Source organism: Lachnoclostridium sp., from assembly GCF_031997925.1.
In the GTDB taxonomy this organism is placed as follows: domain Bacteria; phylum Bacillota; class Clostridia; order Lachnospirales; family Lachnospiraceae; genus Lachnoclostridium.
Genome location: NZ_DAMADT010000025.1, coordinates 40,323 through 53,302, shown reverse-complemented (window position 1 = coordinate 53,302; position 12,980 = coordinate 40,323). Strand labels below are relative to the sequence as shown.

Sequence of the window (12,980 nt, the reverse complement as noted above, 5' to 3'; positions counted from 1 at the left end):
GGTCTTTCGCATCGCTTATCTTCTGAAGATAGCCCTTTTTCTCCAAAACTGTAAGCATACGAGAGGTTGCCGGCTTCTTTGTACCAAGCTGTTCATTTAAACTAGTCGGTGTCAGTTTTTGATTTTCATCTTGCTGAGATTCTGCAATCATACTCATCGCATAAAATTCTCCAAAAGTCAAATCACTTTGCGGACGCAGCTGACTCACGACAGAGCGCAAATGATGCATCATGATAATAAGATCACTGGGTTCCGTTTGCATATCACATAAACTCCAATTCTATTTCATTACGATAATACTTGATTATTGAAACATGCTTTTTGTTTCAACAAATATGTTATACAGGTGCGTTTTTCGAACCGTCAATCTGATTATCGAAGATTTTTGTTCCGATAATATAGATTGTTAACATGGTTAATTAACCAGTAGAGGATACATTATTTATCTTAACTTGTCAAGGATTGTTTCTATTATGGAAGTAATCCCCTAACATAAAGTATTACAGATAGCAACAAGTTACATATCAGTTACAATTACCCATCCATTTTAATAAAGACCGTATTGTTTGTAATCGTCGCCATGTTTCAATTTAATAAAGATAATGATATTACATTAAAATAGAGGCACATAGAAACAAAAAGACTTTCATCTTTTGCTTCCAATGCCTCTATTTAAGTAATATTTATCTACTTTCAATCATTCGCTTATTCGCGTACTCTAGCATTATAGCTATCTAACAACTGATGTTTCATATGATATAATTCATTAGAAAGATCGACAAAAACATCCTGAGGGTTAACCAAACGTCTTGTTTCATCCCATAGAGTATTAAGCTCTTCCTGACAGTAAGTTCTAATATCCATTACAGCGGGAGCTTCGTATACGCACTCACCATTTAAAAAGATAGGAGCAAGCATTTCTCTCATTTTATAGGTTCCTGGTTTTAAATAGGTCTTCTTCCAAGTTGCCATAGGATCAAAAAGCAATAACGGATTATCTTCGGAATACTTCTCCCCAACTAAAGCAATTAAGTCTGCTTTAATCTTACCACTTTCCTTATCATAGATACGATAAATTGTTTTATTACCTGGATTGGTGATCTTCCATTGGTTTTCAGATAACTTAATTTTAGGTATAAATACATCGTCATGCTTAATTGCAGCTAATTTATAAACTCCACCAAATGCAGGACAATCTTTGGAGGTAATTAGATTTGTTCCTACACCCCAGGAATTAATCTGTGCACCTTGTGTCTTTAGGGAATCGATCAAATATTCATCCAAATCACTGGAAGCACAGATGAAAGCTTCACTAAAACCAGCTTCATTTAACATCTTACGAGCCTTTTTAGATAAATAGGATAAATCACCGCTATCAAGACGGATTCCATAACGGCTGGTAAGCGTTCCCGCCTCTTTCATTTCCTTGAAAACCCTTATTGCATTCGGTACACCGGAACGAAGCGTATCATACGTATCAACTAATAATGTAACATTGTTTGGATAAAGCTCAGCATACTTACGGAATGCTGTTAACTCATCTTCAAAGCTCATAATCCAGCTATGAGCATGTGTTCCTAGAGCAGGTGTTCCAAACATTTTTGCACTTTGAACATTACTAGTACCGATACATCCTCCAATGACCGCAGCCCTGGCACCAAGAGTACCCGCATCTGGTCCTTGAGCTCTACGCAGACCGAATTCCATGACACCTTCGCCACGTGCTGCATAGCAAACACGGGAGGCCTTAGTAGCAATTAAGCTCTGGTGATTGATAATATTTAAGATTGCCGTTTCCACCAGCTGTGCCTCCATAATTGGAGCAATAACTTTTACCAGCGGTTCCATCGGAAATACTACAGATCCTTCTGGTACAGAATAAATATCACCAGAGAATTTAAAGTTTTTCAAATACTCTAAGAAATCTTCATCAAATATGCTAAGGCTACGGAAATAATCAATATCATCTTGTTCGAATCTTAAGTTCTTGATATAATCAATTACTTGTTCCAATCCACAGCAAACCGCATAACCACTGCCAGATGGGTTTGTTCGATAAAATGCATCAAAAACAACCGTGTCGTTAGTTTTATTTTTAAAATAACCTTGCATCATAGTTAGCTCATAAAAATCGGTCAACAACGTTAAATTACGTTCAGCCATAGCGATATCCTCCTTCGCAGTCATCAAGTGCATCTTTTAATAAGCTTTGCCCCAATATACTAATGTTTTAGCTCTTTTGCCACAGCATACACATGTATCAGCAATGTGTTCCTGTGCAAATGGCATACAACGTGAAGTAGCACCTGTCTTTTCCTTAATTTCGTCTTCGCAGGCACGTTCTCCACACCACATAGCTTTTACAAATCCTGGCTTGTTAGCTACAACATCTGCAAATTCCTCTGTAGAATGTGCTTCATAAGTATGTGCATCACGATGAGTTCTAGCACGCTCTAACATTTCTTTCTGCATAGCATCAAGAATTTCACCAATCTTTATATCGATTTCATCAAGAGAAACTACAGTCTTCTCTCTTGTATCACGACGTACAAGAACTGCTTGATTTGCTTCAATGTCTTTTGGACCGATTTCAACACGCACTGGAATACCACGCATCTCATGCTCAGAGAATTTCCATCCTGGACTCTTATCAGCATCATCAACCTTTACACGGAAAGCTCCAAGTTTTTCACGAAGTTCAGCCGCCTTTTCTAATACGCCTTCCTTCTTTTGCATAATTGGAACAATAACAACTTGTGTTGGAGCAATTCTTGGTGGTAATACAAGGCCACTATTATCACCATGTACCATGATTAATGCGCCAATGAGACGAGTCGTCATTCCCCATGATGTCTGGTGTACATATTGTAGTTTGTTTTCTTTATCGGTGTATTGAATGTTAAAGGCTTTTGCAAAACCATCTCCAAAGTTATGGCTAGTTCCTGATTGAAGTGCTTTACCATCATGCATCAATGCTTCAATGGTATAAGTTGCTTCAGCTCCTGCGAATTTTTCTTTGTCAGTCTTTTTACCACGAACCATAGGAATCGCTAACACTTCTTCACAGAAATCAGCATAAAGATTGAGCATTTGAATGGTTCTTTCTTCTGCTTCCTCTGCTGTAGCATGTGCTGTATGACCTTCTTGCCATAAGAACTCTAAAGTACGTAAGAATGGTCTGGTTGTTTTCTCCCAACGTACAACAGAACACCATTGATTGTATAGTTTAGGAAGATCACGATAAGATTCGATAATATGAGAATAAAAGTCACAAAATAAAGTTTCGGAGGTTGGTCTTACACATAAACGTTCTTGCAACTGCTCTCCACCACCGTGAGTAACCCAAGCAACTTCCGGTGCAAAACCCTCTACATGATCTTTTTCTTTGTTTAATAAACTCTCTGGAATAAACATAGGCATGTAAACATTCTCTACTCCAGTTGCCTTAAATCTAGCATCTAATTCCTTTTGGATATTCTCCCAAATAGCATATCCTGCTGGACGGAAAATAGTACATCCTCTTACTCCAGAATAATCTACAAGTTCAGCTTTTTTTACTACATCCGTATACCATTGAGCAAAATCTTCATCCATAGAGGTAATGGATTCTACTAATTTCTTATCGTTTGCCATAATCATTCTCCTTTTTTAATTTCTTATAAATCAAGTGGACTCGCCACTTTCCACAGGTCTTAATCTTTTGGGAAAAGCACCTTTAAATAAAAAAAAGGCCCCTTAAAACAAGGGACCGAAAACTTCGGTGGTACCACCCAAATTAATTGCTTGCGCAATTCACTCCTATCGTTAACGCCGATTTACGCTGTATTTTATACGATATGATAATATCATCTCATATGCTATATTTATAGCGTACAGTGCTCCGAGGTAGGTTCTATTCGGTTTCATAAGAGTTTCCACCAACCACTCTCTCTCTAAAATGACTTCCCGATATACTATTCCTCTTCATCGCAAATTTCTATGCATTGCACAGAATGTAGATTACCATGATTTTATGCTACATACTGGTTTTTGTCAAGAATGATTTTTAGCAAACGTATCGTTCCCCTTATTAAGCATAAATTCTTATATAACAGCCTATTCCTCTGCGTATGTCGCAATCACAGTTTTTATAATAACTAAGCTAAGCGGCCCTAGAAAAAAGCCAATCACTCCAAAAAGCTGTACCCCCACATACATTGCTATCATACTATAGATGGGTTTAACCCCGATTTTATCTCCTAATAACTTTGGTTCCAATATCTCACGCACGATCTGGCATAATAGGAATATGCTCATGATAACAGCTGCGTCAATAAATTTTTTTTGTATCAACATAACGATAGACCAAGGAATTAAGATAAGTCCGCTGCCTAGTACCGGAAAACCATCGAAGATACCAACTGCTATACCAATTAATAAAGCATACGGGTTCTTCAGTATGAAAAAACCTACTGCATTTATTCCAGCTATAATTGACATTAAAATAATTTGTGTTTTCATATAAGCAATTCCAGTGTCCGATAGCTTTTGTGTAATTTTATGAACCGCAGGGTAAAATTCTGATTTTCGAAGCCCTGCCTTATATTCCTCCATATCCTTAATAATTAAAATTGTAGCCACTAAAATAATAAGGAAAATTGCAAGAAACTCTGCTAAACCAATGGCAATTCTTATTGTTTGAATCGTCATCTTAGGTAATATATTCACTTGAACATACTTTATCAACGTTTCCATTCCATCATTGACTACTAATTTTAATGAGCCATCCTTAAAGCCAAATAGTTTATCCCCCGTAACACAAAAAATCTCCACCTGTTGCGTAAAATATTGCTGGTAAATCGGAATATTTCGTAAAAATAATAGAACTTGGTTGAATAAAATTCTTCCAAGATAACATAATATTACTGAAATTACTAGTAATAACAAAAGAACACCAAAACCTCCACCAACCACAAGAGGAATCTTTAATTTTCGATGTAGAAAGCCTACCACTGGTCGTAACAGCCAAGCGATAAAGTAGGCAAATAAAAATGGAACAAACAGCGGTAGTAGGTATTTTAAACCTACATACACAGCAATGATTGTCCCAAAAGTAAGAAGTAACTTTCTTTTATTTTTTGATAGTTTCACTCTCTTCTCCAAACAATCACCTCGCATCAATCCTTAGCTGATTCTGATACTATTGTCTGTAGAAGATTCTTATCTATGCCAAAAAATATCATGTAACATATCCCATCCTTTAGAATACTTAATATCTCTGGCTTTTCAGTTTTTGTTAGTTTCTGTTAAGCATTCTGCCTAATAATGTTATGGAAGTACACCCAAAACTAGGTTAGTATTTTACAAAATTAATCCTAATAAAATAAATTATATCTTTAATATAAAGTAACCGAAACAAAAGGAATTCCTTTTTCTGCTGCTTGCTTTACAAGTTCCATTCCACGAATTACCTTATAATCGTCTTCTGTTTTTTCAATAACGATATCACCTTCTAAATAAAGCTTCTCTGGATCTGCAGACATTGTAGCATCCTCTATCCCAAGACGCTTTGGAGACATTAAAATCTTTGTTTCTTTCTTTTCGCCATTTTCCTTGTACTTTTGAGCTTCTTCTAAAATAACCTTGGATAGAACTTTTGGTGTACAGTACGTACTGTCTAAAATCAAATTATAATTTAAGAAATTAAAATAATCCAAATTATAAATATCTTTATAACGAATATCCTCTGTTTGAGCACGAAGTTTTAATTGCTGTTTCGCATCTTCTACGCTTGAATATTTTTCAACATTACCACGATTATCCCCATAAACGCGGTCAGCCGCAACATTAAGACTAACGGATAGAAAAACTTTGTATGATGTTTCAACAAAGTTCCATGCCAATCTGGAATCAAATACAATCGCCTTATCCGGATTCTCACGACTAATTTTTGCAGTAGTATCATCAATCATATTATCATACTTGTGGTCCTTGCACATGAGTTGGTTCATCTCAAGTACACTGATTCCTAAATCTTCTGCCAGCTTACGCTGTACCTTACCCGTAGAATAAATTTCATAATGATGTTCCGTTTCTAAAATCTTGCAAATCGTAGATTTCCCGCTTCCGAGATTTCCGGTTAACGTGATATGCATTTGTTTTTCCTCCTATTTAAAAGCACCTAATTCTTTAAGCTTAATATTTTCTTCCTATCATAGCATGTCTTATTTCATCTTGGAAGAGTATTTTTTAGGAATTTAGCACCTTTTCCCCACATACTACTTCCAAAACCATCATTTCCTCTTATATTTTATCCAATTAACGTATCATAATACCTTAAATGATGCAAACAGGAAGCCAGATTTACTGGCTTCCTGTGTATTAAATTTATTTCCGCATCATTATTTTATATACCATATGCAGTTTTAGTATCATTACCTATAAGATATAGTTCAAATAATCTTTCTCTTATATCATATATCTTATTCAATCACAATACTATCAAATATTTTATTTATCATTTTTAAATTTTCTTTTGATACGGCGGTACCTGCTAATTGCATAACAGTTCCATCTTTTTCAAAATACATCATAGATTGATATACAGTAGCTGTATCGTTTACATTCGTACCAGTTGGAAGGTTTGCTACAATATCAAAAGTGAAATAATCCATGCCATCCTTGGTTGTCTTTACAGGCTCTGTGATGTCACAAGTGGCGCCCATGTTCTTATACTGGTTCTTTGTAGCAGTACCAAATTCTCCAACCATAGACTCTAAACTAAGTCCACCAAGTAATTCAGAAGGTATTGTTTGTACAATAAAGTTATCGGTAGCACCATTTTCCTGTATCTCAGAATTTGTTGCCATGAACAAATAGCTCAGCCCTTGTGCTTCAATCGCTGACTTAAGTGCTTCCCCACTCTCATAGGCATTTCCCATAGTGGCATTTAGATAATCATAGGTTCCTCCTTGCTCTAGGACAACCCACTTTTCTGGCATTGTTATTGAAAATCCGTAACCTTCACTCTTATAAGTTGTTCCGTCAATAGTTGCCTTTGGGTCAACTAACGTTATTGGTGCTACAGTAGGAGTCGCCACAGTTTCTGTAGGTATTGGTGTAGGTTCCACTGTAGGTGTAGGTTCCACTGTAGGTGTCGCCTCTGCCTGATTTGTAGGCTCTGCAGTTACTGCTGGAGTTAAAATATCATTCTCTTTATTACCACAAGCAGCAAGTAAAATTGTTGACAATGTTACTATCATTAAAATCTTTAAAACTCTTTTATTAAGCTTCATAATCTCTCCCTTTCCTATATTCCCATGTTATTCCATGAAGGCTTAAATTTTATTTTAGCAAAATTATCCTATTATAGCAAACATTATTTACAATTTATATCCTATTTTATGATACTGCTAGTTATCTCAAAGAATTTATGAAAGAAATAATAATTTTGCATGTAGCGCTTCCAATTCCGACTTATCATGTGTCACAAGGATGACTGTCCTTCCAGATAATGATTCTTTAAGATACGATATTACTTGTTCTTTTAAGATTTCATCCAGCCCTTTCAAAGGTTCATCCAGAATAATCACATCGCTCTTTCGCATTACTGCTCTAACAATGGCTACCCTACGTTTCATACCGCCGCTTAATTTACTTACAGATTTCCCTTTATAGTCAGTAAGATGAACCTTTGAAAACTCTTTCTCCACTTGTTCTGTACCTATATCAGTTGGTAACACCATCTTTACATTTGTGATTGCATCAAACCCCTCGCATAAACGGTCTTCTTGGAACACAGCAGAAAACTTTTTATTCTCCAATCCAACTACCTTTCCCGTAGATGGTTTTAATAATCCCAATAGTACTTTCGCAAATGTTGTTTTTCCAATACCAGAAGCCCCCATGATACCGATAACTTCCCCTTGCTTTATCGTAAGATTTAAATCCTTTAGAACCTGTTTTTCACCAAAATTTACAGAGACATTCTCAAAGATAATTTCATTCCTACTCATCTTATCCTCCAATAAGGTGCTTTAACACCTTTCATATTAGTAGTAAGGTTGTACACCGCCCATAATATCATTGCACTTCTACCCCTATTTCTCCAACAATTCTTTGGTTAAAGCATGGTTTAATTTTTTTATAAGTAAAAGAATAAGCTTTTCAAATACTACACTAATTCCTATAATCACAACAGTCCAAGCAAACATCTCTTTCGTCATAAGATATAATTTGGCCTCATATAATTGCTCTCCAATTGAGTTTTTGGGTAAGCCAATTACCTCCGCAGCAATCCCTGATTTCCAACAAAAGCCCAAACCTACTGAACAAGCAGAGACAAAATATGGCATCACAGCTGGAAGATAAATAAATTTTAGTTTTCTAAATCCACTCATATGAAAAACTTCTGCCATTTCAAGTAACTCTTGATCAGCTGATTCTACCCCTTTTAACACATTCGTATAGATAATAGGAAGAACCATAAGAAAAGAAATTAGTATCGATAGGTTTCGAGCCCTCACCCATAAAAGTGCTAAAATTACAAAAGAGGCAACTGGAATGGATTTAATCACTCTCATCGCAACCGTAAAAAATTCTTTTAAAAATACATTATGATAAGCTCCAAGTGATAATAATACACCGGTTACTACCGCTAAAATAAATCCTAGACTTATTTTTAGAAAAGAAGACGAGATGCTAAACCAAAAACTTTTTTCAAAGATTAATTTCGCTATCGTCGTCACTACTTGTATGGGGGAAGCAATTAATATATTACTATTTATCACTATGCTTGCTACTTGCCACAATATCAACCATAAAGCGATTGCAAGCAAACTTACATATCTTTTATGTACATCCTTTTTTAAGTGTTTCATCTATACCCTCATTTCTGCGTCAGCTTTTCGTCTTGCCTGTATGACAATGCGTACTGTAAATTCAATTTAGTAAAAATAGCATACTGTACATCAATATAGTAAACTCCTGTCATATAAAGCCTACTGTAACATCATCACGCTTCCATTATATAAATTAGCCATACTGTCAAGTTCTATCATATACCATGATACTTCCCCTTGACAAGCATGGCTATCCACTTACTCACAAATTGAGTTCTTTAATACTTTGATAAAATCAATTACTGGCTGAACACACTGCTTCTGATACTTTGCTATAATATTTACAATTGCACTACCGACAATCACACCATCCGATATCTCTGCCATCTCTCTTGCTTGTTCTGGTGTAGAAATTCCAAATCCAACTACACAAGGAATATCGGCTACTTTCCTCGCCTCTTCTATCATACAATTCACCTGGCTTCCTATCTCTGTTCTTTCTCCGGTTATCCCAAGAGAAGAAACACAGTATAAGAAACCTTCTGCTTCCTTTGCAATGGTTTGAATTCTTTCTTTGGAGGTTAGCGCTATCATGGAAATCAATGTAATACCATGCAATTTACAAAGAGGAAGTAGTTCTTCCTTTTCTTCATAAGGAAGGTCTGGTACAATTACTCCATCGATTCCAGCCTCCTTGCAACGCTTCAAAAATCGGTCTGCACCATAGGTATAGATTGGGTTTATATAAGTCATAAATACTAGAGGTACCAAAACCTGGCTTCTTACCCTTTCTACCATATCAAACAGTAGGTCTGTGGTTGTTCCCGCCTTTAATGCTCTTTCATTTGCCTCCTGTATAATAGGTCCCTCTGCAATCGGATCAGAAAATGGGATCCCTATCTCAATTAGATCTGCTCCACCCATAGCCATCTGAATTATTAATTCTTCTGTAACTTCAATTCCTGGATCTCCACCTGTAATAAAGGTAATGAGTGCTTTTCCCTTCGTAAATGCTTGTTCTATCCTAGTCATATAACTTCACCCCCCTGTATCTAGCAATCGCAGCGACATCCTTATCTCCACGTCCAGAGATATTTACCACAAGAATACTATCTTTTCTCATCGTCGGTGCTAACTTCTTTGCATATGCAACTGCATGAGCACTTTCTATTGCAGGTATAATCCCTTCTGTCCTTGAGAGATATTCAAATGCCTCCACCGCTTCATCATCCGTAACTGGTACATAGGTTGCTCGTTTAATATCATGTAACATTGCATGCTCCGGTCCAATTCCAGGGTAATCAAGTCCAGCAGAAATAGAGTAAACAGGAGCAATCTGACCATATTCATCCTGACAAAAGTAGGATTTCATTCCATGGAAAATACCTTCTGTTCCATTTGCTATGGTTGCTGCATTTTTAGGATGATCCACACCAAGCCCTGCTGCTTCACAACCGTATAAAGCTACACTAGGGTCATTCAAGAATTCATAAAATGCTCCCATAGCATTACTCCCTCCACCAACACAGGCTACGATTGCATCCGGTAGCTTACCTTCTCTTTCCTGTAGTTGTTCTTTGATTTCCTTACCGATCACCTTCTGAAAATCTCGAACAATCGTTGGAAATGGATGAGGTCCCATAACAGAACCTAACACATAATGGGTGTCCTCTACTCTCTTCGTCCACTCACCCATTGTTTCGTTTACCGCATCCTTAAGGGTCATAGTTCCTGAGGTTACTGGATACACCTTAGCACCTAGCAACTCCATTCGATAGACATTAAGTGCTTGTCTGTCTGTATCCTCTTTTCCCATAAAGATTTCACATTCCAGTCCCATAAGTGCCGCAGCTGTTGCTGTTGCCACACCATGTTGACCAGCTCCTGTTTCTGCTATGACACGTGTCTTACCCATTTTTTTAGCTAATAATACCTGACCTAGTACATTATTAATCTTGTGAGATCCTGTATGATTTAGATCCTCTCGCTTTAAGTAAATTTTCGCCCCTGAAAGATCCTCGGTCATTTTCTTAGCGAAATATAACAATGATGGTCTTCCTGCATATTCGCGGTATAAGGTATCAAGTTCCTTACAAAAATCAGGATCCTTTTTATAATGCTCATATGCTTTTTCTACCTCTAAAACCGCTTTCATTAAGGTCTCCGGTACATATTGACCGCCATATTGAAGAAATCTTCCTTCTTTCATATTTTCCTCCATTCTCGCGTACACTTTTTATATTCACAAAGTGATTTATTGCTTTTTATATTCATAAAGTGACTTACCACTCTAGGCCTAAGCCTACTCTTGAATGCGAAGACACTTTATAACAACTACCCACAGGTGAATGCACATCTTTTCCCTTTTAATTTCTGCATAGAAGCCTAACTTATTTTTGAAGCAGCAAGCAGAAACTCTCTTATTTTTTCTTCATCCTTTTGTCCCATACTTTCTACTCCACTGCTTACATCAACTCCGTAAGGTCTTAGCCTACTATCCAAAAGGCTTACACTTTGCGCTGTTAATCCTCCTGCTATAAAATAAGGCTTTTTATAATCCGGAGGGTACTTATTCACAATTTCAACCTCGCAAGGAGACTTTAATCCACAAATCTTTGTTTTCATTCACATCATCCTTACCTCATTTCTGCACACGCATCTAATATTTTAAAAACAAAAAATCAGTATCCAAGGTATAGAAGAGAATACTTTTATCTTTAGGGTGAAGATACTTTGCCTAGGCAAAAACGCTTGCAAAACCCATAAGATAAATGAGTATCCCTTAGAGAGTTTAAAATTCGTGACATGGAGAAGTTTAAGGCTTACTTTTCTTATTTATAGGTAATTGTAGAGTTAATTCCTTAAAACAAAAAAAGCTTCTGCCCCTAGACTAAGGGACAAAAGCTTAATACTTCTGCGATACCACCCAATTTGGTGCAATGCACCCACTCTCTTTGTATACCATCATATACACCCTACTGATAACGGACAGGGTCCCCGTTGGCGTCTACTTCCTTATGGTTTCAAGCCACCCTCACAAGTCCATTCACTAAATTCTACGAGGATACCCTCTGTCTTACCGTATCACACCAACCACGGCTCTCTGTAAAGACTTCCTCTAGCTACTTCTCTTGCTCATCGGTTTTTTTCTATTTTTGGATTACTGATTAAATTGGGTAAAGTATATTCTTAAATACCCCAATTGTCAAGTAAATGTTTTTATATTCCTATATTACAGCACAAGCAAAAAAATAAAGCTTCGCAACATTGTCTTTGCTAGTGTGGTTTACGCCTTAAATCCACGATGGATATCACTTGGGTTTAAACTTGATTCATTTAAAGTTCCCCTACCATAAGTTAACCCTGCATAAATCTGCTGTGTATTTTGCATCATTGGTCCTGAGTTATCTTGTTTACTAACTTCTAAAAAACCAACTCTTAAGTCATTTATTAGATCAAGTATCTCTGGAAAGTCTTGATTACTTCGTGACATTTGGGCACAAACCAGCTTTTTATTTAAGTAAGAATATAGACTTAGTAAATCGTATGCTAATGGATAGCGATAGTCTAAGGCACCCATGAGTTGATTTATAACACGACTTGCATGTCTTAATTCTTTTTCGTATGTTTTATAATCCTTCGCGTTAATTGCATCTGTCGCACTTTCTAAGTCTGCCTCTAAAATGTCATAGAGAATTACAATTAGCTGGCTTTGGTTTGCTTGTGTGACTCTAACGGCGAACTCTCGCAATCGATCCTTATTCATTGCCACTCCAATCTTGGTTTCCCATTATTACTGCATATTGATTTTAAAGTATTAGCCTTGTAATAAGGATAGGATATTTTGTGGTCTCTCATTTGCTTGTGCTAACATAGCAGTACCTGCTTGTACTAACACGTTTTTCTGAGTAAATATCGACATTTCTTTTGCCATATCAGTATCTTCGATACGAGATAAAGCCTCTGTAATATTTTCAGCTCCAACATCAAGGTTTGCAATCGCATGCTCCAAACGATTTTGATAAGCACCAAGCTTAGCACGAATATCAGTTACCATAGTAATCGCTTTATCTAGAATCGAAATTGCACTAGAAGCCCCATCCTGAGTACAAACATTTACAATATTCGTTCCAAGAGTATAAGTATCTACACGAGGAACAC

At 36.6% G+C, this 12,980-nt stretch carries 13 protein-coding genes and 1 other annotated feature; all 13 genes read right to left on the bottom strand.

From position 1 onward, the window contains the following. Window positions 1-262: MarR family winged helix-turn-helix transcriptional regulator (locus tag RTP52_RS14930; RefSeq protein ID WP_312372231.1), on the bottom strand; the 262-nt coding region annotated here is incomplete at its 3' end. 443 nt (window positions 263-705) lie between these two features. Continuing rightward, window positions 706-2,163 (bottom strand): nicotinate phosphoribosyltransferase, encoded by a 1,458-nt coding sequence (locus RTP52_RS14925; protein WP_312100033.1) that lies wholly within the window; start codon window positions 2,161-2,163, stop codon window positions 706-708. Window positions 2,164-2,199: 36 nt separating this feature from the next. Beyond that, a complete protein-coding gene (gene proS, locus RTP52_RS14920; protein ID WP_312372229.1) occupies window positions 2,200-3,633 on the bottom strand; it encodes a proline--tRNA ligase in 1,434 nt (477 codons plus the stop codon). Window positions 3,634-3,740: 107 nt separating this feature from the next. Beyond that, window positions 3,741-3,976 (bottom strand) — a binding site (T-box leader). 119 nt (window positions 3,977-4,095) lie between these two features. Next, complete coding sequence (gene ytvI / locus RTP52_RS14915; protein WP_312100035.1) at window positions 4,096-5,130, bottom strand: sporulation integral membrane protein YtvI; 1,035 nt, start codon at window positions 5,128-5,130, stop codon at window positions 4,096-4,098. A gap of 245 nt (window positions 5,131-5,375) precedes the next feature. Further along, complete coding sequence (locus RTP52_RS14910) at window positions 5,376-6,134, bottom strand: cytidylate kinase family protein (RefSeq protein ID WP_312100037.1); 759 nt, start codon at window positions 6,132-6,134, stop codon at window positions 5,376-5,378. Between the two features lie 327 nt (window positions 6,135-6,461). Further along, window positions 6,462-7,274, bottom strand: a complete 813-nt coding sequence (locus tag RTP52_RS14905; RefSeq protein ID WP_312372227.1) for a hypothetical protein — start codon at window positions 7,272-7,274, stop codon at window positions 6,462-6,464. 135 nt (window positions 7,275-7,409) lie between these two features. Next, a complete protein-coding gene (locus RTP52_RS14900) occupies window positions 7,410-7,994 on the bottom strand; it encodes an ATP-binding cassette domain-containing protein (protein WP_312372225.1) in 585 nt (194 codons plus the stop codon). A gap of 84 nt (window positions 7,995-8,078) precedes the next feature. Further along, window positions 8,079-8,858 carry an ABC transporter permease gene (locus tag RTP52_RS14895; RefSeq protein ID WP_312100041.1) on the bottom strand — a complete coding sequence of 260 codons (780 nt, stop codon included), beginning with the start codon at window positions 8,856-8,858 and terminating at the stop codon, window positions 8,079-8,081. A 219-nt stretch (window positions 8,859-9,077) separates the two neighbouring features. Further along, window positions 9,078-9,851 (bottom strand): tryptophan synthase subunit alpha, encoded by a 774-nt coding sequence (gene trpA, locus RTP52_RS14890; protein ID WP_312372224.1) that lies wholly within the window; start codon window positions 9,849-9,851, stop codon window positions 9,078-9,080. Further along, window positions 9,844-11,028, bottom strand: coding sequence for a tryptophan synthase subunit beta (gene trpB / locus RTP52_RS14885; RefSeq protein WP_312372223.1), 1,185 nt, complete (start codon window positions 11,026-11,028; stop codon window positions 9,844-9,846). Before trpB ends, trpA begins: the two co-directional genes overlap by 8 nt. Before the next feature lie 176 nt (window positions 11,029-11,204). Beyond that, window positions 11,205-11,444, bottom strand: coding sequence for a hypothetical protein (locus RTP52_RS14880; RefSeq protein WP_312372221.1), 240 nt, complete (start codon window positions 11,442-11,444; stop codon window positions 11,205-11,207). 661 nt (window positions 11,445-12,105) lie between these two features. Then, window positions 12,106-12,585, bottom strand: a complete 480-nt coding sequence (locus RTP52_RS14875) for a flagellar export chaperone FliS (protein ID WP_312372220.1) — start codon at window positions 12,583-12,585, stop codon at window positions 12,106-12,108. 51 nt (window positions 12,586-12,636) lie between these two features. Then, on the bottom strand, window positions 12,637-12,980 hold a 344-nt coding region (locus RTP52_RS14870; protein WP_312372219.1), incomplete at its 5' end, for a flagellin.